The 21664-nt window shown below is 56.1% G+C and carries 22 protein-coding genes; 2 read left to right on the forward strand and 20 right to left on the reverse strand.

Annotation, left to right across the window (positions count from 1 at the left end):
• Position 1 precedes the first annotated feature (1 nt).
• From L3068_RS15855 to pdxB, 14 genes are all read right to left on the reverse strand, one after another.
• Positions 2 to 718 (reverse strand): ABC transporter permease, encoded by a 717-nt coding sequence (locus L3068_RS15855; RefSeq protein WP_008502590.1) that lies wholly within the window; start codon positions 716 to 718, stop codon positions 2 to 4.
• Positions 715 to 1401, reverse strand: coding sequence for a histidine ABC transporter permease HisQ (locus L3068_RS15860; protein ID WP_014884661.1), 687 nt, complete (start codon positions 1399 to 1401; stop codon positions 715 to 717). Before L3068_RS15860 ends, L3068_RS15855 begins: the two co-directional genes overlap by 4 nt.
• Before the next feature lie 88 nt (positions 1402 to 1489).
• Positions 1490 to 2272, reverse strand: coding sequence for a histidine ABC transporter substrate-binding protein HisJ (hisJ, locus tag L3068_RS15865; RefSeq protein ID WP_008502592.1), 783 nt, complete (start codon positions 2270 to 2272; stop codon positions 1490 to 1492).
• 226 nt (positions 2273 to 2498) lie between these two features.
• Entirely contained in the window at positions 2499 to 3281 is a 783-nt protein-coding gene (gene argT / locus L3068_RS15870) for a lysine/arginine/ornithine ABC transporter substrate-binding protein ArgT (RefSeq protein ID WP_014884662.1), read from the reverse strand.
• 290 nt (positions 3282 to 3571) lie between these two features.
• On the reverse strand, positions 3572 to 4141 hold the full coding sequence (locus L3068_RS15875; protein WP_014884663.1) for a UbiX family flavin prenyltransferase: 570 nt from the start codon (positions 4139 to 4141) through the stop codon (positions 3572 to 3574).
• An 89-nt stretch (positions 4142 to 4230) separates the two neighbouring features.
• Positions 4231 to 5748 (reverse strand): amidophosphoribosyltransferase, encoded by a 1518-nt coding sequence (purF, locus tag L3068_RS15880; protein WP_014884664.1) that lies wholly within the window; start codon positions 5746 to 5748, stop codon positions 4231 to 4233.
• A gap of 33 nt (positions 5749 to 5781) precedes the next feature.
• The gene (gene cvpA, locus L3068_RS15885; RefSeq protein WP_000262116.1) at positions 5782 to 6270 is read right to left on the reverse strand and encodes a colicin V production protein; all 489 of its coding nucleotides are present in this window, start codon (positions 6268 to 6270) and stop codon (positions 5782 to 5784) included.
• A gap of 218 nt (positions 6271 to 6488) precedes the next feature.
• Positions 6489 to 7175, reverse strand: coding sequence for a cell division protein DedD (gene dedD / locus L3068_RS15890; RefSeq protein ID WP_023330982.1), 687 nt, complete (start codon positions 7173 to 7175; stop codon positions 6489 to 6491).
• Complete coding sequence (gene folC, locus L3068_RS15895) at positions 7165 to 8433, reverse strand: bifunctional tetrahydrofolate synthase/dihydrofolate synthase (protein WP_014884666.1); 1269 nt, start codon at positions 8431 to 8433, stop codon at positions 7165 to 7167. The genes dedD and folC overlap by 11 nt, the downstream gene beginning before the upstream one ends.
• Before the next feature lie 70 nt (positions 8434 to 8503).
• Positions 8504 to 9409: an acetyl-CoA carboxylase, carboxyltransferase subunit beta gene (gene accD / locus L3068_RS15900; RefSeq protein WP_014884667.1), complete on the reverse strand. Its 906-nt coding sequence runs from the start codon at positions 9407 to 9409 to the stop codon at positions 8504 to 8506.
• A 154-nt stretch (positions 9410 to 9563) separates the two neighbouring features.
• On the reverse strand, positions 9564 to 10223 hold the full coding sequence (locus L3068_RS15905) for a DedA family protein (protein ID WP_117580786.1): 660 nt from the start codon (positions 10221 to 10223) through the stop codon (positions 9564 to 9566).
• A 28-nt stretch (positions 10224 to 10251) separates the two neighbouring features.
• Positions 10252 to 11064 carry a tRNA pseudouridine(38-40) synthase TruA gene (gene truA, locus L3068_RS15910; protein ID WP_014884669.1) on the reverse strand — a complete coding sequence of 271 codons (813 nt, stop codon included), beginning with the start codon at positions 11062 to 11064 and terminating at the stop codon, positions 10252 to 10254.
• Positions 11064 to 12077: an aspartate-semialdehyde dehydrogenase gene (locus L3068_RS15915; protein WP_023330985.1), complete on the reverse strand. Its 1014-nt coding sequence runs from the start codon at positions 12075 to 12077 to the stop codon at positions 11064 to 11066. Before L3068_RS15915 ends, truA begins: the two co-directional genes overlap by 1 nt.
• Positions 12078 to 12144: 67 nt before the next feature.
• Positions 12145 to 13281 (reverse strand): 4-phosphoerythronate dehydrogenase PdxB, encoded by a 1137-nt coding sequence (gene pdxB / locus L3068_RS15920; protein WP_045269240.1) that lies wholly within the window; start codon positions 13279 to 13281, stop codon positions 12145 to 12147.
• A gap of 113 nt (positions 13282 to 13394) precedes the next feature.
• Here pdxB and flk point away from each other — a divergent pair, with 113 nt between their 5' ends.
• Positions 13395 to 14399 carry a flagella biosynthesis regulator Flk gene (gene flk / locus L3068_RS15925; protein WP_014884672.1) on the forward strand — a complete coding sequence of 335 codons (1005 nt, stop codon included), beginning with the start codon at positions 13395 to 13397 and terminating at the stop codon, positions 14397 to 14399.
• 84 nt (positions 14400 to 14483) lie between these two features.
• Here flk and L3068_RS15930 read toward each other — a convergent pair whose 3' ends face one another.
• Together L3068_RS15930 and fabB are read right to left on the reverse strand one after the other, a co-directional pair.
• On the reverse strand, positions 14484 to 15662 hold the full coding sequence (locus L3068_RS15930) for an MFS transporter (RefSeq protein ID WP_014884673.1): 1179 nt from the start codon (positions 15660 to 15662) through the stop codon (positions 14484 to 14486).
• A 68-nt stretch (positions 15663 to 15730) separates the two neighbouring features.
• Positions 15731 to 16948, reverse strand: coding sequence for a beta-ketoacyl-ACP synthase I (fabB, locus tag L3068_RS15935; protein WP_014884674.1), 1218 nt, complete (start codon positions 16946 to 16948; stop codon positions 15731 to 15733).
• A gap of 158 nt (positions 16949 to 17106) precedes the next feature.
• On the opposite strand from fabB, the gene mnmC reads away from it, so the two are divergent.
• Entirely contained in the window at positions 17107 to 19104 is a 1998-nt protein-coding gene (gene mnmC, locus L3068_RS15940) for a bifunctional tRNA (5-methylaminomethyl-2-thiouridine)(34)-methyltransferase MnmC2/FAD-dependent 5-carboxymethylaminomethyl-2-thiouridine(34) oxidoreductase MnmC1 (protein WP_117580784.1), read from the forward strand.
• Between the two features lie 90 nt (positions 19105 to 19194).
• Here the strand turns inward: mnmC and L3068_RS15945 are convergent, their stop codons facing one another.
• Genes L3068_RS15945 through mepA form a run of 4 tightly spaced genes read right to left on the reverse strand, consistent with a single transcriptional unit; the run spans position 19195 to position 21662 of the window.
• Positions 19195 to 19470, reverse strand: a complete 276-nt coding sequence (locus L3068_RS15945) for a YfcL family protein (RefSeq protein ID WP_047625117.1) — start codon at positions 19468 to 19470, stop codon at positions 19195 to 19197.
• 13 nt (positions 19471 to 19483) lie between these two features.
• The gene (locus tag L3068_RS15950; RefSeq protein ID WP_014884677.1) at positions 19484 to 20029 is read right to left on the reverse strand and encodes an elongation factor P hydroxylase; all 546 of its coding nucleotides are present in this window, start codon (positions 20027 to 20029) and stop codon (positions 19484 to 19486) included.
• A complete protein-coding gene (locus L3068_RS15955) occupies positions 20029 to 20838 on the reverse strand; it encodes a sulfite exporter TauE/SafE family protein (RefSeq protein WP_236904723.1) in 810 nt (269 codons plus the stop codon). The genes L3068_RS15950 and L3068_RS15955 overlap by 1 nt, the downstream gene beginning before the upstream one ends.
• Positions 20838 to 21662 (reverse strand): penicillin-insensitive murein endopeptidase, encoded by an 825-nt coding sequence (gene mepA / locus L3068_RS15960; RefSeq protein WP_014884679.1) that lies wholly within the window; start codon positions 21660 to 21662, stop codon positions 20838 to 20840. The genes L3068_RS15955 and mepA overlap by 1 nt, the downstream gene beginning before the upstream one ends.
• Positions 21663 to 21664 lie beyond the last annotated feature (2 nt).

Genomic DNA, 21664 nt, shown 5'->3' on the forward strand with positions numbered 1-21664 from the left:
CTCAGTGCGTCGAAGAAGGTTTTATATGCTGCAACCAGCGTTTTTCAGCCTTGCGGAACAGGCTAATCAAGACATAAGAGATAATTAAATAGAGCACCGCCGCAATGCCAAACGCGGTAAACGGCTGATAGGTCGCGGAGTTAATATCGCGCGCGATTTTGAGCAGATCCGGCACCGTCGCGGTAAAGGCAAGCGCAGTGGAGTGCAGCATCAGAATCACTTCGTTGCTGTACGCAGGCAGCGCAATACGCAGCGCCGATGGCAGAATAATGCAGCGGTAAAGTTTTACCGACGAAAAGCCATACGCCCGCGCCGCTTCAATCTCGCCATAAGGCACGGAACGAATAGCCCCGGCGAAGATCTCGGTGGTATAGGCACAGGTGTTGAGCGTCAACGCCAGCACCGTACAGTTCAGGCCGCTACGGAAGAACGCATTCAGCATTTCCGTGCCTTTTACGATTTCCAGCGTGTACATGCCTGAATAGAAGACCAGCAGCTGCACGTACAGCGGCGTACCGCGAAAGACGTAGGTAAACAGCCAGATGGGGAACTGAATAAATTTATTGTTCGACACGCGGCCAATGGCGAGAAACACCGCCAGAATGCCGCCCATCACCACGGACGAAATCAGCAGCCACAGCGTGATCGCCACGCCGGTAAAGCGATAGCCATCCGTCCACAGCAGGGATTTCCAGTATTCCTGAATAATCTCAATCACAGGTCAGCCCTCTTCACACCCACGGAGTAGCGACGCTCAAGCAGAAGCAGCACACCATTGGAGACGGTCGTAAAGACCAGATAGATCACGCCACAGACCACCGCAAAGTAGAAGGGCTCCCAGGTGCTTTTACCCGCCAGCTGAGTGGCTTTGACCACATCTTCCAGACCGAGCAAAGAGACCAGCGCCGTCGCTTTGAGGATAACCTGCCAGTTGTTACCAATGCCCGGCAGCGCATAGCGCATCATGGCCGGGAACATGATCCGGCGAAACGTTTGTGAAGAGGTAAAACCAAATGCGGTTGCCGCCTCAATGTGACCTTTCGGCACGGCCATATAAGCACCGCGGAAGGTTTCGGTGAAGTAGGCACCGTAGATAAAACCGAGGGTAATAATACCGGCCACCATCGGGTCGATATCAATTTGTCCCAGTCCCATCGCATCCGTTACGCTGTTTAACGCAATCTGCAGACCATAAAAGATGAGCAGCATCAGCACCAGATCGGGTACGCCGCGAATGAGCGTGGTATAGCCTTCAAAAATGAGCGCCAGCGGTTTGTTAGCCGAAAGCTTCGCCCCTGCGCCCGCCAGACCTATCAGCACCGCCAGCACCACGGAGCTGATAGCCAGCTCAAGGGTGACAAGCGCGCCCTGTAAAATGACGCCAGAAAATCCGTACAGCATACCGCGAGCCCTGTCGTATCGTGAGTGGTGAAACCGTGTCTTTTCCCCTCCCGCATCGGGAGGGGCCGCACGTTATTTGACGGAGCGATTAGCCGCCGTACACATTGAAATCAAAATACTTTTTCGCCAGCTTGTCATAGGTACCGTCAGCGCGCATTTCCGCAAACGCTTTGTTCAGCGCTTCGCGCAGTTCGTTGTCTTCTTTGCGCAGGCCCATACCGGTACCCACACCGAACAACTTCACATCCTTAATGGACGGACCGCCGAACTTGTAATCTTTGCCCACCGGCGTTTTCAGGAAGCCTTCGCTTGCCGCGACTTCATCCTGGAATGCCGCATCAATACGGCCGGCCGTCAGGTCTGCGTAAATATTTTCCTGGCCCTGATAGGAGACAATTTCGATCCCCTTCGGCGCCCAGTGTTCGTTACCGTAGGTTTCCTGGGTGGTGCCCTGCAGCACGCCCACGCGTTTACCCTTCAGCGACTCAAGCGTTGGCTGAATATCAGAAGACTTCGCCACCACCAGACGTGAATCGGCCGCGTAGAGTTTGTCGGTGAAGGCAATCTCCTGCTGGCGTTTTTCAGTGATGGAGAGCGAGGACATAATTACGTCGATTTTTTTTGCTTTCAGGGATGGGATAAGTGCGTCCAGCGGGTTCTCAACGTAGGTACATTGCGCTTTGATGCGTTTGCACAGCTCATTGGCCAGATCGATGTCAAAACCCACCAATTCACCCTTTGAATTCTTCGACTCAAACGGCGCATAGGTTGGATCGGTACCAATACGGATTTTCTGCGGAATGGCTGCGAATGCCGCGGTGGCGCTGGAAAAGGCCAGCACCAGAGATAGTGACAACACGAGTTTTTTCATATTTGTCCTCAACAAACTGTCTTCATACGGGATTTTTACGACGACGGGGTGGTGCTAATGTGCCATTAATCCCCACCTTCAGGCAAAGATTAATGCCTTCGGGCCGGGATATTTTGCATTATAAATGCGTAAGTATGCACAAAGCGATCCAATATAGTGCATTTAACGCACCATACTGGATCACCCCTTCGCCTGATGCCTCTTTTCAGTGCATCACCGTCAGGTCTCAGTCACCGTAGACGTTGAAGTCGAAGTATTTCTTCGCCAGTTTGTCGTAAGTACCGTCTTTACGCAGCTCTGTAAACGCTTTGTCAAAGGCGGCTTTCAGCTCGGTATCATCCTTACGCAGGCCAATACCGGTGCCGTCACCAAAGTATTTTTTGTCTTTCACGGACGGGCCTGCAAAAGCGTAGTCTTTCCCGGCTGGCTGCTTCAGGAAGCCTTCGCTCGCGGCGACTTCATCCTGGAATGCAGCATCCAGACGGCCCGCCGACAGGTCAGAGTAAATCAGATCCTGATTCTGATAGGCAACCACGTCGACACCCTTCTCGCGCCAGTTAGCATTGGCATAACCTTCCTGCGTTGACCCCTGGAGCACGCCAACATGCTTGCCTTTCAGGGAGTCGATGGTCGGCTGGATCGGGGAGCCTTTAGCAGCAATCAGACGTGAATCAGCGGCGTAGAGCTTGTCAGAGAAGGCAATCTCCTGCTGACGTTTTTCGGTGATAGAGAGAGAAGAGATAATGGCATCGATTTTCTTGGCTTTCAGCGACGGAATTAATGCGTCAAAGTCGCTGCCCACCCATGTGCATTTCACCTGCATGCGTTTGCACATTTCATTTCCCAGATCGATATCAAACCCCACGAAATCGCCTTTCGCATCCTTGGAAGAGAATGGCGCGTAGGTTGCGTCTGTACCGATACGAACCGTCTGTGGAAGCGCTGCATAGCTACCTGCCGCCGCACTTAACCCCACCAGCAAAGACAGAGCCAGAACCGTCTTCTTCATACATTTACCCTCAAGTACCGTGATTTTATTATGTATTGTGTTGTGTGTTGTGTTGCAGGCTTCTCTTGCAGGTCTTATGCCACATTGCCGTCTGGTCAAAACTTCGACGTTAAATATGTTAATAAAACGTTGCGATATTGCCTTAATGGTGAAAGATAGCAGGTCTGCCGAACGAACCGGAGAGAGAAAAAGGGAAAAAACGAATTAAATGTCGAGGATATGATCGCCGTTGCATAATTGCCCTGAAACAGGGCAACGTCTCTTTTCATGCACAGCATGTGTGCACAGAATCAGGCTCCCTGCCAGCGGGTGAAGAGATCTTCCGGCAGGTCGATATCAAACTGATCCAGCACGCGGTTGACGGTCTGGTTGATCACATCATCCAGCGACTGCGGGCGATGATAAAACGCGGGTACCGGCGGCATGATCACGGCGCCCAGCTCGGCGGCCTGGGTCATCAGGCGCAAATGCCCCAGATGTAGCGGCGTTTCCCGCACGCAAAGCACCAGCGGGCGACGTTCCTTTAGCACGACATCCGCCGCGCGCGTCACCAGCGTGTCGGTATAGCTGTTCACAATGCCGGAGAGCGTTTTAATTGAACAGGGCAGGATCACCATGCCAGCGGTTTTAAACGAGCCTGAGGAGATGCTGGCGGCGATATCGCGCGCGTCGTGAACGACGTCGGCCAGTGCCTGAACATCACGCAGGGAGAGATCGGTTTCAAGGGAGAGGGTTTGTCGCGCCGCCTGGCTCATCACCAGATGGGTTTCGACTTCCGCTACGTCGCGCAAAACCTGCAGCAGACGTACGCCGTAAATGGCGCCACTGGCACCGCTGAGCCCAACAATGAGTCGTTTCATGATTTTCGCCCTTACTGATTTCAGGGCAGACTGTGCAGGATTTCGCGGGGAGTTGCAAGTGAGGGCGAACGCCCTCACCTGCAGAGAGATTAACCTTCGTTGTGCATCTCTAAACTTTCGAGATCGTTTTGCAGCTGAACGGCTTTCGCATCGTCGTTGCGCAGCGAATCAAGATAGTCAAGGTACTGCTGGTCGACGTCTTTGGTCACATAGACGCCGTTAAACACGGAGCACTCGAACTGCTGAATCTCCGGGTTCTCGGCGCGCACCGCGTCGATAAGATCGTTCAGATCCTGGAAAATCAGGCCATCGGCGCCGATAATCTGACGAATTTCGTCCACTTCGCGACCGTGCGCAATCAGCTCATTGGCGGTTGGCATATCGATGCCGTACACGTTCGGGAAGCGAATTTCCGGTGCGGCAGACGCCAGATACACTTTCTTCGCCCCCGCTTCGCGCGCCATCTCGATAATCTGCTCAGAGGTGGTACCACGCACGATGGAGTCATCCACCAGCAGAACGTTCTTATCACGGAATTCGGCGCGGTTGGCGTTCAGTTTACGACGTACGGACTTACGGCGCAGGTGCTGGCCCGGCATGATGAAGGTGCGGCCAACGTAGCGGTTCTTCACGAAGCCCTGACGGTAAGGTTTATCCAGAATACGGGCAATTTCCAGAGCGATATCGCAGGAGGTTTCCGGGATAGGGATAACCACGTCGATGTCGAGATCGTCCCATTCGCGAGCAATCTTCTCGCCGAGCTTCGTGCCCATATTTACGCGCGCGCTGTAGACGGAAATCTTGTCGATGAAGGAGTCCGGGCGGGCGAAATAGACGTATTCAAACAGGCACGGGTTGCTGACCGGGTTGTCGGCACACTGACGGGTAAACAGCTGGCCCTTCTCGGTGATATACACCGCTTCGCCCGGCGCAACGTCACGCAGGAATTCGAAGCCCAGGGTATCCAGCGCCACGCTCTCAGAGGCAACCATATATTCGGTACGGCCATCGCCAAGGTCGCGCTTGCCCAGCACCAGCGGACGAATGCCGTTTGGATCGCGGAAGGCAACCATACCGTGACCGATAATCATCGCCACGCAGGCGTATGCACCGCGGATCTGGCGGTTGGTCGCAGCAATGGCAGCAAAGATATTGTCTGCTTCCAGCGGGTAGTGACGGAAGTTATCCAGCTCGCTGGCGAACACGTTGAGCAGGATTTCAGAATCAGAGGTGGTGTTAATGTGGCGACGTTTCTCTTCGAACAGCTTTTTACGCAGCTCATGGGCGTTGGTCAGGTTGCCGTTATGGGCAAGGGTGATGCCATACGGTGAGTTGACGTAGAAAGGCTGTGCCTCAGAGGCGCTGGAACTGCCAGCAGTAGGATAACGAACGTGACCGATCCCCATATTACCTTGCAGACGCTGCATATGGCGGGCTTCAAACACATCGTTTACCAGGCCATTCGCCTTACGTAAACGGAAGCAGTTGTTTGCATCAATGGTGATGATACCCGCAGCATCCTGCCCACGGTGCTGAAGCACCGTTAACGCGTCATAAATCGACTGGTTTACCGGCATGAAACCGGCGATACCGACAATACCGCACATTCGTCTTTTCCTCGTTAAGCCACATCTCAGGGTTTATGCCCTGGGCAAAAAACTCGACGAGCTTTGCAGATAGTCAAAGAACCATCTGATGATGAAGCTGAACTCAGGAATGAGCTGCGATTTCTGCCAGTCTTCACTTTTGGAGAACCCGGTGAAGGTATCCAGGAAGAACAGGATGGCGGCCACAATCAGCACACCTCGCAACGCCCCGAAACAGATCCCGAGTACCCTGTCCGTTCCTGACAGACCGGTTTTCTCGACCAGCTGACCTATCACGTAATTGACGATAGCACCAACAATCAGCGTCGCGATAAACAGCACCGCGATGGCGATTCCATTTCGGACCAGTTCATCTTCAAAGCCCGTGAACCAGACAGACAGGTAAGTGTAGTAATGACTGGCAACAAAGAAAGCACAACCCCAAGTCACCAGCGATAACGCTTCACGAACAAAGCCACGGATCAGGCTAACCAGACAGGAAAAACCAATCACCGCAATGATGGCGTAATCAATCCAGACCATATGTGTCCCACGATTTAACGCCCTGTCATCCAGTTCGGGGCGAATTCTAACAGAAAAAGAAAACGTTTGCGTAGGGATTTCCTTCCCGCGCGTAAATAAAAAAGGCGCTGAAAAAATAATCAACGCCACGGTCCTTTTGACATCTCTGTGGACGTCTTCTCCCCCTCACCCTAACCCTCTCCCTTGAGGGCGAGGGTTAGGGTGAGGGGGAGATCTTATCAGTTCGCGCTATAGTTCATCACCACACCGCTCAGACCGGAGATCTGCTTCAGCTCACCCAGCGAGCCTTTCAGCTTATCTTTAGACGCTTCCGGCCCCACAAGGATACGGGTAATTTTACCCTGCACCGGCGTGGAAGGTGAAGTGTAAACACGATAGCCCGCGCTGCGCAGTTTACCCACGACCTCGTTAACTTTATCGGCGTTTTTCAACGCGCCCAGTTGCACAACATAGGCTTTGCCGGTCGGGGCTGCGTCTTGCTTCGCTGGCGGAGGGGTTTCTGACGCAGCAGCCAGTTGCTCTGCCGCTTTATCACGCGTTGGCTTCGGCTGCGGTTTCTCTACCGGCTTCGGTTTTTCAACAGGCTTCGGCTTCTCTACCGGTACCGGATCAATCTCGATGTTGTTATTCGCCGCCAGACGCGACGGGTCGAGCGACGGCGCAGCGGCATCGCCCGCGCGAACTTCTTCAGCCGCCCCTTCCGGCGGCTGGGCAGGCAGCGCCTGTGTCGCCGCAGGCAGCATATCCGGTTCATCACGGTCGCCCGGTTTCGGCACCAGCGGAATGGCTGCAAACTCGTCCTGATAATGCTTTTTCTGCCCGTCGAGCAGCCCGGGAAGAATAATCACCCCGAGCGCGACCAGCACAATGGTTCCTGTTAAACGGTTCTGAAACTTACTCGCCACCGGTTCTCCCCGCGTCCATCACTTCCATGACATGTGCCACCGTGTGGAAAGAGCCACACACCAGCACGGTATCTTCTGGTTTAGCATCCGCCATCGCGGCATGCCAGGCCTGAGCCACGCTACTATAGATTGCGCCTTTGCCGAGATGTTCCATCAACTGCTCGGCCGTCGCACCACGCGGCCCCTCAAGAGGAGCACAATACCAGCTATCGACCACACTCTCCATGCAGGCCAGCGTGCCACCGATATCTTTATCATGAAGCATACCGATAACCGCCAGCACGCGCCCGGTTTTTGGTAACGATTTGAGACGTCCTGCGAGGTACGCCGCTGCGTGTGGGTTGTGCGCCACGTCCAGGATCAGGCGCGGTGACTCACTCACTATCTGAAAACGTCCCGGCAGCAGCGCATTCTGAATGCCGTCGCGGATCGCCTGATCGCTGACCGCTAATCCGCTGGCGCGCAATGCCGCCAGCGCGGTTGCCGCGTTAGGCTGTGGCACCTGCGGCAGCGGCAGGTTGTCCAGCATTCCCTGCGCATCGCTAAAGCGCCAGCCGTTATCCTGAACCTCATATTGCCAGTCAACGCCACGGCGCAGCAACAGAGCGCCCTTCTCCTGGGCCACGTCAGCAATAGTGTGCGGCATATCCGGCTCACCGACCACGGCGGGTTTATTCGCCCGGAAAATACCGGCCTTCTCGCGACCAATGCTTTCACGATCCGGCCCCAGCCAGTCGATATGGTCCAGCGCGATACTGGTGACCACCGCCACGTCCGCATCCACCATATTGGTGGCATCAAGCCGCCCGCCAAGACCCACTTCCAGAATCACCACATCCAGCTGCGCCTGTTTGAACAGCCACAATGCCGAAAGCGTGCCGTACTCGAAATAGGTTAACGAGATATCGCCTCGCGCGGCTTCGATTTCCGCGAACGACGCCGTATGCGCCGATTCCGGCAGCTCGCTGTTCTGCACGCGAACCCGCTCAGTGTAACGTACCAGGTGTGGTGAGCTGTAAACGCCAACCTTGTAACCCGCCGCCATCAGGACGGATTCCAGCGTACGGCAGGTAGTGCCTTTACCGTTGGTGCCTGCGACGGTGAAAACGAAAGGCGCAGGTTTCAGCACGCCCAGACGCGCGGCAACCTGGCTTACGCGCTCAAGCCCCATATCAATGGTTTTACTGTGCAGGTTTTCCAGATAAGAAAGCCACGCGGCCAGGGGCGACGTGGCTTGAGGAATGCTTTTATTTTCCATGATGCCCGGTTGTCATTAGCAGGTTATAAAGCAAAAGGGCAGCGCCATCTGGCCCTGCCCTTTTCAGTTATCAGGCCTCGGGTTCCTGATCCGGTACCACCACGCCTTCGCGCGGCTCATCCGGGTTTGGCGCGGGCAGATTCATCAGCTTCGCCAGAACGCTTGCCAGTTTCAGGCGCATTTCCGGACGGCGGACGATCATATCGATGGCGCCTTTCTCAATGAGGAACTCACTGCGCTGGAAGCCCGGCGGCAGTTTTTCACGAACGGTTTGCTCAATGACGCGAGGACCAGCGAAACCGATCAGTGCTTTTGGCTCAGCAATGTTCAGATCGCCCAGCATCGCGAAGCTTGCAGAGACGCCACCCATGGTTGGGTCTGTCAGTACGGAAATGTAAGGCAGACCGCGTTCCTGCATTTTCGCGAGCGCCGCAGAGGTTTTCGCCATCTGCATCAGAGACATCAGCGCTTCCTGCATACGTGCTCCGCCAGAGGCAGAGAAGCAGATCAGCGGGCAGTTATCTTCCAGCGCTTGCTCAACGGCACGCACAAAACGTGCACCCACGACAGAGCCCATTGAGCCACCCATAAAGGAGAACTCAAACGCCGCGGCGACAACCGGCATTTCATGCAGGGTGCCTTTCATGACGATCAGCGCGTCTTTCTCGCCAGTCTCTTTCTGTGCAGAGGCCAGACGATCTTTGTATTTTTTGGAATCGCGGAACTTCAGCACATCTTTTGGCTCAAGCTCGCTGCCCAGTTCTACCAGTGAACCTTCGTCCAGCAGGCTATGCAGGCGGTTACGCGCCGACATACGCATATGGTGGTCACACTTCGGACACACTTCAAGATTGCGTTCCAGCTCTGCACGGTACAGAACCTGGCCGCAGCTATCACACTTCGTCCATACCCCTTCAGGAATGCTCGCTTTGCGCGTTGGGGTAATGTTGCTTTTAATTCGTTCAATCCAGCTCATTGATAACCTTTCTGCCTGAACCTGGTCGTATGCCAGTTTTGCTATAAGAGGCGAATAATGCCATTTTTGCCTCCAACAGACCATGAATGTTGCACATTAAAACATAACAGCCCGAAACTTTGGATAAAAAAGTGGTCGAACCGCCAGCGTGCATTTACTTCGCTTGCTTTGCCGCCGCGCGTTTGTGACGAATAATCTCGATAACGCCAGGCAGTACGGAAAGCACAATAATCGCTACAATCAGTAACTTAAGGTTTTCCTGAACCACCGGCAAGTCGCCAAACAGGTAGCCTGCATAGGTAAACAACAGCACCCACAGCAGCGCGCCCACGACGTTATACATCGCAAAATGACGATAGGACATATGCCCCATTCCCGCCACAAACGGTGCAAATGTGCGCACAATAGGCACAAAACGCGCAAGGATAATGGTTTTTCCGCCATGACGTTCATAAAACGCATGGGTTTTATCTAAATAGCTGCGACGGAAAATTTTCGAATCAGGATTGCTGAACAAGCGCTCACCGAACACCCTGCCAATGGTATAGTTGACGGCATCCCCGATAATTGCGGCAATCACCATCAACACCACCATCAGATGCACGTTCATATCATTGGTCGGTAGGGCCGATAACGCACCCGCAACAAAGAGCAGGGAGTCCCCCGGCAGGAAGGGGGTAACGACCAGACCGGTTTCACAGAACAGAATGAGGAACAGGATGGCATAAACCCAGACGCCATACTGCGCGACCAGTTCCGCCAGGTGAACATCAATATGCAGAATGAAATCAATCAGAAAACGTATTACGTCCATATTGTCTAAGCCTTAATTGCACCTTTGTTTAGTCCGCTAAAAACAGCGGGCCCATTGGCGGTTTTGGCAGGTCAAACCGATCCGGATAGTCTACCGCAACCAGATACAGTCCTTCTGCTTTCGCCGTGGCTGCCGCAAGCGTTCTGTCCTTCGCTGCCAGCAGGTCTGCAATCCAGCTCTCCGGCTGGTGTCCGGCACCCACTTCCATCAGGCTGCCTACAATATTCCGCACCATATGATGTACAAAGGCATTGGCTTTGATATCCACCACCACATACGCGCCAAAACGGCTGACGTTTATGTGCATAACGTTACGCCACGGCGTACGGGACTGACATTGCACCGCACGAAACGACGTAAAGTCATTTTCACCAATCAGACACTGCGCCGCACGATGCATGCGTTCAGCATCGAGCGGTTCATAAAAATGCGTTACGCCCTGGCTTAGCACCGCCGGACGCAGACGCTGGTTGTAGATGACATAGCGGTAGCGACGCGCCGTCGCGCTGAAGCGCGCGTGAAAATCATCCGGCACAGCTTTCACCCAACGCACCGCAATGTCACCAGGTAAATTCGCATTTACACCCAGCGTCCAGGCGGCATCTTTGCGTACGGCAGTGGTTTCAAAGTGGACCACCTGCCCGGTACCGTGAACACCCGCATCCGTACGTCCTGCACACAGAACGTTAATCGGCTCGTTTGCCACCTGAGAGAGCGCTTTCTCCAGCTTTTCCTGGACGCTACGCACCTCATTCTGACGCTGCCAGCCATAATATTTACTGCCATCGTACTCGATACCGAGGGCAATTTTATGAACCGGCTTTTGTTCCACTTCTGACATCAGTACAGGTACTCCTGCACCAGTTTCTCAGCAATTTTGACCGCCATCAGCGCGCCGCCAAAACGAACGTTGTCCGCAACGGACCAGAACTGAACCTGCTCCGGCATACCGTAATCGTTCCGCACGCAACCGACTGAAAGATGGGCGCTACCGGTGGCGTCACCGACCTGCGTCGGAAACTCGCTCTCTTCGGAAAGTACGATATCTTCACCGCGGCCAAACGCATCGCGCGCTTCTTCCGCCGCCAGCGGGCGCAGGGCTTCAAAACCTACCATCTGCGCGTGACCGTAGAATACCGGCGACTGCACGACGTTTGCGGAGATCATCAGCCCCTCATCCTGCAGAATTTTGCGCGCTTCGTCGACGATACGGCGCTCTTCGCGCACGGAACCTTCACGATCCGGCAGCAGTGGCAGCATGTTGAACGCCAACTGGCGACCGAAGAAATCATCCTCATCAATCGGGATACCGTTCAGCAGCTTCGCGCTCTGCCCGGCCAGCGCATCGACGGCCTTTTTGCCATTTGCGGAGGCAGACAGCAGGCTGGTGACGGTGATACGCGACAGGCCACCGTCGTCAATCAGCGGTTTGAGAGCGGTCAGCAGCTGGCTGGTCAGACTGTTTGGTACCGCGATGATATTACGGTTACGGTAGTCAGCCAGGACATACGGGTTGACGTCCGGCACCACCAGCGGCACGTCCGGCTCCATGGCGAACAGACCGCTCAGGTCGATCACCAGACAACCTGAATTGGTCGCCTCTTCGATGTAAGACGCCGTGGCTTCAGCACCCGCGGCGAAAAATGCCAGCTGCGCCTGGGTCCAGTCAAACGCAGCCGCATCCTGGACCATGACGGATTTACCGTTAAAGCGCAGATGCTCACCCGCGCTATCGGTACGCGCCAGCGCATAGATATCGCCCACCGGAAACTGACGCTCAGCAAGGGTTTCGAGCAGGGCTTCGCCCACGGCACCGGTGGCACCTAAAATGGCAATGTTCCAGCCTTCAGACATGGTGGTTTACTCCAGAAATAAAAAAGCGTCCCTGCCGGAGTATCCGACAGGGAGCATTAAGAAGACATTAATGCGCCGGGTGATGAACGGCGTTAAAACCCAGTTTTTTCAGCAGCGTCGCGGCCGTTGCGTCGTCGCACATCACATACAGGGACGACCACTCGCGGCGCTCAACATAGTTCTTACGCAGCTTGTCAAATTCACCCGGGATCCCCGCCACTTTACGCAGCAGCGCATCATCGCGGCGCACATCATACACCAAATGCACCAGCCTTTTCAGCGTTGCCTGATCGAGCGGGCCATGCAGGGTAATGCGGCCAAATTCAGGTGCGGGAAGTAAGGTATCCAGCGCCACCTGCTGCGGATGGCCAATAAACGTGCTGTAGGCTTCAAACACCTGCGTTGTGCCGCGGGCTTTGCCTTCAAGCGTATAGCCCGCGATATGCGCAGTGGCTACGTCCACCTTGTTAAGCAGTTCAACGTTAAGATCCGGCTCCGGCTCCCAGACGTCCAACACAACGCGGAGGTCTTGTCCTTCATTCAGACATTTCAGCAGCGCGGCGTTGTCCACCACCGGGCCACGGCAGGCATTTATCAGAATAGTGCCAGCCTTCAGACGACGGATCAGTGCTTCATCGGCAAGATGCAGGGACGTATAGGGGCCCTCTTTAAACAGCGGCGTGTGGAACGTCAGCACATCGCACTGTTCAACCAGCTCATCCAGCGAGCGGAAATCCCCTTCCTCACCGTTGTCTTTACGCGGCGGGTCGCACAGCAGCGTGCGAATACCTAACGCCTCCAGGCGCTTTTGCAGGCGTCCCCCCACGTTACCCACCCCGACGATCCCCACGGTGCGGTCTTTCAGCACAAAACCGTCGCGCTCGGCCAGCATCAGCAAAGAGGAGAAGACATATTCCACGACGGCAATAGCATTACAGCCGGGCGCGGCGGAAAAGCCGATCCCCGCCTGCTTCAGCCATTGGTCATCCACATGATCGGTCCCTGCCGTTGCGGTTCCGACAAACTTAATCGCTTTTCCGGCGAGCAACGACGCATTTACTTTGGTCACCGAGCGCACCATCAGCGCGTCTGCGTCATCCAGTTCGTTGACCGGGATCGGGCGACCAGGGACAGCCTTAACATTACCCAGGCGGCTAAACAGCTCACGGGCATAAGGCATATTTTCATCAACGAGGATTTTCACGTCTGAGTACCTGTTTGAGAGGAAGTAAACCTGCCAAGTGTGCCATAATCTGGCCGCCAGGCATATACGTCTGCCAGGTTTACGCTGAGTTTTGACTTTAAGGATTTTTGACGATGCAGCCCATTTCAGGTACGCCGCCACGCCCTCCGGGTGAAGGCCCTGTCACGCCAAACGTTGCCGGTGAACAACCGCTATCCACGCAACAGCGCACCGTGCTGGAGCGACTGATCACGCGCCTGATTGCGCTGACTTCACAGCAAAACGCGGAAGTCTGGGCCGGGGTAAAGCATGATTTAGGCGTAAGGAACGACGCACCGCTGCAGTCGCGACATTTCCCTGCTGCCGAGCAAAATCTTAACCAGCGTATTACGACCGCACAGCAGAACCACACCACACGGCAGATTGTCACGCAACTGACCGAGCTGCTCGGCCAGGGAAATAACCGTCAGGCGGTCAGCGACTTTATCCGCCAGCAGTATGGCCAGACGGCCCTGAGCCAGCTGACGCCAGACCAGCTTAAAACCGTGCTGACGCTGTTGCAGAACAATCAGCTGTCGATCCCACAGCCGCAGCTGCGGCCAGCGACCGAGCGTTCGCTGCTGCCTGCTGAGCACAACACGCTGAATCAAATGGTGACCAAACTGGCCGCCGCCACCGGCGAGTCAACAAAGCTTATCTGGCAATCCATGCTCGAACTGTCCGGCGTAAAGGCGGGCGAGTTGATCCCGGCCAAACAGTTTCCCCATCTGGTGACCTGGCTACAGGCGCGCCAGACGCTCAGCACCCAGAGCGCCCCTACCCTGCATACCGTTCAGGCTGCGCTTAAACAGCCGCTGGAACCGCACGAGTTCGAGGCGATTCGGGATTACGCCCAGCAGAACTGGCAGGCGACACCGCAAACGGTACTGACCACCGCGCAGGTGCAGGATGTGCTCAATCAGATCTTCGTGCGCCGCGCCGAGCGGGAAGGCGGCGTACCGGAGGCAAGAAACATTCAGCCGATCTACAGCCCGCTTTTTGCGCCCGTTGTGGAGACGTTCAGAACGCTTTCTGCCCGTCCGGGATTGTTGTTTATTGCGTTACTGATTGCGCTGGCGATTTTCTGGCTGGTTGCTTAACACTGCCGGGTGGCGGCTTCGCCTTACCCGGCCTAAGGCCAGTGCGGTTGTAGGCCCGGTAAGCGAAGCGCCACCGGGCAAAAACTACGACCGGCGAAACGCCACCAGCGTCACCACAATACCCATCACTGCAGAAACAGCACCGGCCAGGAAGACGGACGGGTAGCCAAACGAGGTGGCCAGCAGTCCGGCCAGCGGTCCGGTTACTCCGTATGAGATATCCTGAAACGCCGCATAGCCGCCGAGTGCTGTGCCACGCACCTGCGGGGCCACACGCTTCACGACTTCCACGCCAAGCGCCGGGAAAATCAACGAGCAACCGCAGCCGGTGAGTGCTGCGCCAATCAGCGCGACAGAGGCGACCGGTGCGTGCCACAGCAGCAGCAGGCCAACGGTCTCTATCATCAGCGATGCCACCGCCACCTTCACGCCACCAAAGCGATCCGGCATCCAGCCGAAGAACACGCGCATCAGCACAAACGCCCCGCCAAACGCGGTGAGCGTAAATCCGGCCATCGCCCAGCCGCGGCTCATAAAGTAGAGCGAGACGAACGTGCCAATCACCGCAAAACCTACGCCCTGCAGCGCCAGGCCCAGACCCGGCTGCCAGATTTGGCCGATCACGCTCCACAGGGAAGGACGCTCCCCTTTGTGAGCGGGTACCTTACGTACCGAGCCGTTAAACGCCCACGCCAGCAGCGGCAACACCATGGTGGTGGCTGCCAGCGCCGCAAAACCAAACTGGCTGTTGATCAGCAGTCCCAGCGGTGCGCCAGCGGCCAGCGCGCCATAAATAGCCATGCCGTTCCAGGACATCACTTTGCCCGAACGAGCAGGCCCCACCAGACCCATTCCCCAGGTCAGGGTACCGGTCAGCAGCTGGCTTTCACCAAAGCCAAGGATTAAACGTCCCAGCACCAGCAGCGCAAATTTATACCCTGCGTCTACCGGCAAAAGCGCGGCTAACAGCCATGCCCCGCCCGCCAGACCACAGGCAAACATCCCCTGTAACGCCGAGCGTTTTGCACCATGCTGATCTGCCAGCCGTCCGGCGTACCCGCGGGTTAACACCGTGGCTAAAAACTGAATGCCCACGGCAATGCCGACCATGGTGTTGCCATAGCCGAGTTCCTGATGAACGAACAGTGGGATCACCGGCAGCGGCAGGCCAACGGTCATGTAGGTCAGAAATACCGCAAAGGCGATTCGGAAAAGGGAAAGGTTACCGGAAGGGGCGCTCTTCTCTGGGATAACAGCCTTCATGCATAACTCCGTGTTGAGGCATAAAAAAAGGGAACCTTCCGGTTCCCTTCTACTATACATTCAAACGCTTATGCTTTGTACTTACGCATTACCAGCGTCGCGTTCGTGCCGCCGAAACCGAAGCTGTTAGACATGACGGTGGTCAGTGTCGCTTCCGTTGGTTTCGTCACGATGTTCAGGCCAGCAGCCTGCTCGTCCATCTCATCAATGTTGATGCTTGGGGCGATAAAGCCGTTTTCCAGCATCAGCAGAGAGTAGATCGCTTCCTGCACGCCCGCAGCACCCAGAGAGTGACCGGTCATAGCTTTGGTGGCGGAAATTGCCGGGCTGTTGTCGCCGAAGACTTCACGGATTGCACCCAGCTCTTTCACGTCGCCTACCGGAGTAGAGGTGCCGTGAGAGTTCAGGTAGTCGATTGGCGTATCAACGCCGTGCATCGCCATCTTCATGCAGCGCACCGCACCTTCACCGGATGGCGCAACCATGTCAGCGCCATCAGACGTTGCGCCGTAGCCCACGATCTCAGCGTAGATATGCGCACCACGTGCCAGCGCGTGCTCCAGCTCTTCAACCACAACCATACCGCCGCCGCCTGCGATGATGAAGCCATCACGGTGCGCGTCGTAAGTACGGGACGCTTTTTCCGGGGTTTCGTTGTACTTGGTGGACAGAGCGCCCATCGCGTCGAACTCACAGGCCATTTCCCAGCCCAGCTCTTCGCCGCCGCCAGCAAAGACGATGTCCTGTTTACCCAGCTGGATCTGCTCAACCGCGTTACCGATGCAGTGTGCGGACGTCGCACACGCGGAACTGATGGAGTAGTTCACACCGTGGATTTTGAACGGAGTGGCCAGGCATGCGGAAACCGCAGAGCCCATGGCTTTGGTGACCACGTACGGACCTACCGCTTTCAGACCACGCGGGCTACGCATTGCGTCAGCACCGAATACCTGCGCTTTAGATGAGCCGCCGGAACCAGCGATAAGACCTACGCGGGGATTGTTCTGGTAAACTTCCGCGCTCAGACCTGCATCTGCAATCGCTTCCTGCATGGAGAGATAAGCATAAATAGAGGCATCGTTCATGAAACGAACCACTTTGCGGTCAATCAAACCGGTGGTGTCCAGTTTGACGTTACCCCATACGTGGCTACGCATACCTGAATCTTTAAACTCTTCAGAGAAAGTGATCCCGGAGCGTCCTTCACGCAGAGATGCCAGGACTTCCTGCTGGTTATTACCGATGCTGGAAACAATGCCCAGGCCAGTAATCACTGCACGTTTCATTCAATACCTCTGTAAGTCGCACTATAGTAAGTTTCGAGTCGCACAATAGCGTACACTTGTACGCCGAACAAGTCCGATCAGACATTTTCTGCGGAAATTTGCACCGATGGACTCACATCGTTAAGATCGTGCCACTGCCTGTCAGACGAGTAACTTACGTGAAACAAAACGCTATACAACCCGCCAACCTCGAATTCAACGCTGAGGGTACACCTGTTTCCCGAGATTTTGATGACGTCTATTTTTCTAATGATAACGGACTCGAAGAAACTCGCTATGTTTTCCTCGACGGAAACCAGCTCAGCACCCGCTTCCCGGAGCATCCGCGGAGCCTGTTTGTGGTCGCGGAAAGCGGATTCGGCACCGGGCTCAATTTTCTGACCCTCTGGCAGGCGTTTGACCAGTTTCACGCTGCCCACCCTGAGGCTACGCTACAAAGATTACATTTCATCAGTTTCGAAAAATTCCCGCTTACCGCGCCCGATCTGCGCCTGGCCCATCAACGCTGGCCGGAGCTGGCAACCTGGGCTGAACAGCTTCAGGCACAATGGCCGCCTCACATTGGGGGATGCCACCGTCTGATTCTGGACGGCGGACGCGTGACGCTGGATTTGTGGCTGGGCGACATCAACGACCTTACCGATAAGCTTGATGATGCGATGAATCAGACGGTGGACGCGTGGTTCCTGGACGGTTTTGCGCCTGCCAAAAACCCGGATATGTGGAGCCAGCATCTGTTTACCGCGATGGCGCGACTGGCGCGTCCGGGCGCAACGCTCGCCACCTTCACCTCAGCAGGCTTTGTTCGCCGCGGCTTGCAGGAAGCGGGCTTTACTATGCAGAAAACCAAAGGTTTTGGCCGCAAGCGCGACATGCTGGTCGGCAGGATGGAGCAGACGCTGGACATCCCCGCCAGTGCCCCCTGGTTTGCGCGCAGCGCCAGCGCGTCACGGGAAGTGGCGATAGCAGGCGGAGGGATCGCCAGCGCCCTGCTGTCTCTTGCGCTTATCCACCGTGGCTGGCAGGTGACGCTTTATTGTGCTGACGATGCGCCAGCAGGTGGGGCCTCCGGCAACCGCCAGGGGGCGCTCTATCCCCTTTTAAGCGCGCACGATCCGGCACTGTTCCAGTTTTTCCCGGCGGCCTTTACCTTCGCCCGTCGCCTGTATGATGCCCTGCCGGTGACGTTCGATCATGAATGGTGCGGCGTGACGCAGCTCGGCTGGGATGAGAGAAGTCAGCAAAAAATCGCGCAGATGCTGTCCCTGGGACTGCCGGAAGACATTGCGCGGGCGGTAAGCGCGCAAGAGGCCGCCGACACCACCGGCGTTGAAACCGGCTGCGAGGGCATTCAGTATCCGCTCGGCGGCTGGCTGTGCCCGGCTGAACTGACCGCTGCAGCGATTGACCTTGCGCAGTCACGCGGGCTGACGGTCTACTATGCCCGCAAGGTTGAATCGCTGTCCCGAACAGAACGCTGGAATTTGCGTTTTGCTGATGGCAAAGAGGCAAGCCATGCCAGCGTTGTGCTGGCGAACGGACATAGCATCAACCAGTTTCTCCAGACAGAATCCGTGCCGGTTTATCCGGTCGGCGGCCAGGTGAGTCATATCCCTACTACGTCCGAACTGGGCAAACTGCGTCAGGTACTGTGCTATGACGGCTATCTGACGCCACAAAATCCGTCTAATGGTCATCACTGCATCGGGGCGAGCTATCATCGTGGCGAAGCGGATATGCGCTACAGCGAGGCGGATCAGCAGCAAAACCGCCAGCGCCTGATTGACTGCTTCCCGGATGCAGCGTGGGCGAAAGAGGTTGACGTCAGCGAAGGCGCTGCCCGCTGTGGCGTGCGCTGCGCAACGCGCGATCATCTGCCGATGATGGGGAATGTGCCGAACTATGAGGCAACGCTTGAAGCCTATCACGACCTTGCAAACCACCAGGAAACGGCGGTAGCTGCACCGGTTTATCCCGAACTGTTTATGCTGGGTGGGCTGGGTTCGCGTGGATTGTGTTCTGCACCTCTACTGGCTGAAGCCTTAGCCGCACAAATGAGCAACGAGCCGCTACCGCTGGACAGAACAACGCTTGCAGGGCTGAACCCGAATCGGTTGTGGGTGCGGAAACTGCTGAAGGGGAAGAAGGTTAAGTAGGGTGCAGTCTGATCCCCTAGCCCTCTCCCTCTGGGGAGGGGATATTCGTAGGCCCGGTAAGCGCAGCGCCACCGGGCGAAATACGATGACTTAGCGTTTAGCCTGCTGGAACAAAGTGTCCCACATGCCCAGCACCAGAGACTGGTCGCGCGGGGACAGTTCACCCGCCTGAATCGCCTTTTCCAGGCTGCGGGAGACTTCATCATGCACTGCTTCGGCAGAATGATCGTCTCCTGCCTCCAGCTCGGCAACAGCCAGCGTCAGGTGACCACGCAGATAACCGCTGGCGAACAGCTCATCATCACTGGCGTGTTCCACCATGTCATCAATTAACGCCAGAATGCGTGATTCAAATTCTGCGATCATCTTTTTTCCTCAGTTAAAGATCTTCCGGCCAGGGGAAGCATTCCGCCGTGATCACCGGCGTGTGGTAATAATTCTGTAAAGCCTCGATCAGGCGGGCCGGACGTTCCGGGATGCCTTTCTCAAGATATTCCATCACCTGTGCATGCACGCGGCGCTGGAAGACGATACGGTCTGGCTCGAAGTCGCCTTCGAGGTTGTCACAGCTGACGTTGAACGGGAAACCCGCCGCGACACAGAATAGCCATTCCAGCGCCTGCGGTTTCACTTCCACATCTTCAAACTGGCCCTGGGTTGCGGCGTCGCGTCCGTCCGGACAGTACCAGTAGCCGAAGTCCACCAGCTCGCGACGCGCTTTCCCCGCAATGCACCAGTGCGAAATTTCATGCAGCGCACTGGCGTAAAAGCCGTGCGCAAAGACGATCCGGTTGTACGGCACTTCGGCATCAGCAGGAAGATAGATCGGTTCGTCGTCGCCTTTAATCAGACGGGTATTAAAATCATCAGCAAAGCAGCCGTTAAAAATCTCAATCAGCTGTTCGTAGTTATGCGTACTGTTCATTAGTTCATCCCCAACCAGTGGAGGATCTCCTGTCCATGGCTGTCATAAAGAAGCTTTGCGCTCATGACCGCCGAAACGATGACGATCATCGGGCGAATCAGCTTCTGTCCTTTGCTTAATACCAGGCGCGAGCCCACGCGCGCGCCCAGGAACTGCCCTGCCATCATGACAAAACCGGTTGCCCAGATGACCTTGCCGCCAATGATAAACAGCAACAGGCCACCAAGGTTAGAGGTCGCATTAAGCACTTTGGCATAGGCGGTAGATTTAGCGAGGTTAAACCCGGCCAGCGTCACAAACGCCAGCGCGTAAAACGAGCCTGCGCCCGGACCAAAGAAGCCGTCGTAAAAACCGACGCAGCCCCCGGCTATCAGGGCAAACGGCAAGCCATGCAAGCGACGCTGACGGTCTTCTTCACCGAGCTTTGGCATCAGCAGGAAGTAGAGACCGATGCAGATAACCAGAATCGGCAGGATCTGGCGCAAAATATCGGACTGTACGTGCTGCACCAGCAGCGCGCCCGACGTCGAGCCGATAAAGGTCATCAGAATATTGAGCTTCTGATCGGCGAGGCTCACCACCTTGCGGCGGATAAAATAGAGCGATGCCGAAAGCGAGCCGCCGCAGGCCTGAAGTTTGTTGGTGGCCAGTGCCTGAGCGGGGCTCATGCCCGCCGCCAGCAGTGCGGGTACCGTTAACAACCCGCCGCCGCCAGCAAGCGCATCAATAAACCCGGCTAACATGGCAACAAAAAACAGCACCACCAGCAGCAGCGGGGACACCATAAACAGATCGACGAAATTATCCATTAAAGTACATGCTCATCCAGTAGCGCCTGGCAGGAAGGCGGCAACGGAGGCGGTGTCTTCTTCTCAGGCTTAGAGGTTCCAGGTTTTGCCGGTTCAAACCAGCTCTGCAGCTCCGCACCGCAGCCATCGCCTGGCGGAGGTAACGGCTGATCTTCACATTCCAGGCTGTTTGCCGGGCAACGCAAACGAACGTGCATGTGCGCACGATGCTGGAACCACGGGCGCACTTTGCGCAGCCAGTCGCGGTCAGTTCCGGCATCCAGGCAGAGCTGTTGTTTGATGGCCGGATTCACAAAGATCCGCGTGACGTCATTATCTTCTGCTGCCAGCTTGATCATGCTGGACACATCCCGCGTCCACAGGGAGGGCACCACGCGCTTACCGTCACTCGCCACCAGATCCAGCGCCTGCGGTTTCAGAAGTTGCGCGGACGTCCAGCGTGTTTTCGGTAGCTGCAGGAAGATATCGACATCCAGTCCGGTCTGGTGGCTGGCGTGCCCGCCGTTAAAGCGCCCGCCCGCAGGCATGCCCATATCGCCAATCAGCATCGTCCCCAGCCCCAGGTTATGTACCTGGTTTCCCAGTCGCTGAATAAACAGCACCAGGTCAGGGTGACCGAAGTAACGGCGCTGGTCGGTACGCATCACCTGATAAGTATCCGATTGCAGCGGAAGCGCCTGCGCGCCGACGATACAGCCGTTCGAAAAGGCGCCGATAGACTGCGCGCTGCCCGCCACCGGATGGGTGATCTTTTGCCACGGCGTGGCGGCCAGACTGGCTCCACTGGCGAGCAGCGCCAGCAGAGCAATTGCGGTTTTTTTCATGG

The sequence above is a fragment of the Enterobacter cloacae complex sp. ECL414 genome (assembly GCF_021869685.1).
Lineage (GTDB): Bacteria > Pseudomonadota > Gammaproteobacteria > Enterobacterales > Enterobacteriaceae > Enterobacter > Enterobacter kobei.

Coding starts and splice junctions, on each gene's coding strand:
- L3068_RS15860 (WP_014884661.1), bottom strand. CDS start 1,401: ATGCTGTACGGATTTTCTGGCGTCATTTTACAGGGCGCGCTTGTCACC.
- hisJ (WP_008502592.1), bottom strand. CDS start 2,272: ATGAAAAAACTCGTGTTGTCACTATCTCTGGTGCTGGCCTTTTCCAGC.
- argT (WP_014884662.1), bottom strand. CDS start 3,281: ATGAAGAAGACGGTTCTGGCTCTGTCTTTGCTGGTGGGGTTAAGTGCG.
- L3068_RS15875 (WP_014884663.1), bottom strand. CDS start 4,141: ATGAAACGACTCATTGTTGGGCTCAGCGGTGCCAGTGGCGCCATTTAC.
- purF (WP_014884664.1), bottom strand. CDS start 5,748: ATGTGCGGTATTGTCGGTATCGCCGGTTTCATGCCGGTAAACCAGTCG.
- cvpA (WP_000262116.1), bottom strand. CDS start 6,270: ATGGTCTGGATTGATTACGCCATCATTGCGGTGATTGGTTTTTCCTGT.
- folC (WP_014884666.1), bottom strand. CDS start 8,433: ATGGAAAATAAAAGCATTCCTCAAGCCACGTCGCCCCTGGCCGCGTGG.
- accD (WP_014884667.1), bottom strand. CDS start 9,409: ATGAGCTGGATTGAACGAATTAAAAGCAACATTACCCCAACGCGCAAA.
- L3068_RS15905 (WP_117580786.1), bottom strand. CDS start 10,223: ATGGACGTAATACGTTTTCTGATTGATTTCATTCTGCATATTGATGTT.
- truA (WP_014884669.1), bottom strand. CDS start 11,064: ATGTCAGAAGTGGAACAAAAGCCGGTTCATAAAATTGCCCTCGGTATC.
- L3068_RS15915 (WP_023330985.1), bottom strand. CDS start 12,077: ATGTCTGAAGGCTGGAACATTGCCATTTTAGGTGCCACCGGTGCCGTG.
- flk (WP_014884672.1), top strand. CDS start 13,395: ATGCAGCCCATTTCAGGTACGCCGCCACGCCCTCCGGGTGAAGGCCCT.
- L3068_RS15930 (WP_014884673.1), bottom strand. CDS start 15,662: ATGAAGGCTGTTATCCCAGAGAAGAGCGCCCCTTCCGGTAACCTTTCC.
- fabB (WP_014884674.1), bottom strand. CDS start 16,948: ATGAAACGTGCAGTGATTACTGGCCTGGGCATTGTTTCCAGCATCGGT.
- L3068_RS15945 (WP_047625117.1), bottom strand. CDS start 19,470: ATGATCGCAGAATTTGAATCACGCATTCTGGCGTTAATTGATGACATG.
- L3068_RS15950 (WP_014884677.1), bottom strand. CDS start 20,029: ATGAACAGTACGCATAACTACGAACAGCTGATTGAGATTTTTAACGGC.
- L3068_RS15955 (WP_236904723.1), bottom strand. CDS start 20,838: ATGGATAATTTCGTCGATCTGTTTATGGTGTCCCCGCTGCTGCTGGTG.
- mepA (WP_014884679.1), bottom strand. CDS start 21,662: ATGAAAAAAACCGCAATTGCTCTGCTGGCGCTGCTCGCCAGTGGAGCC.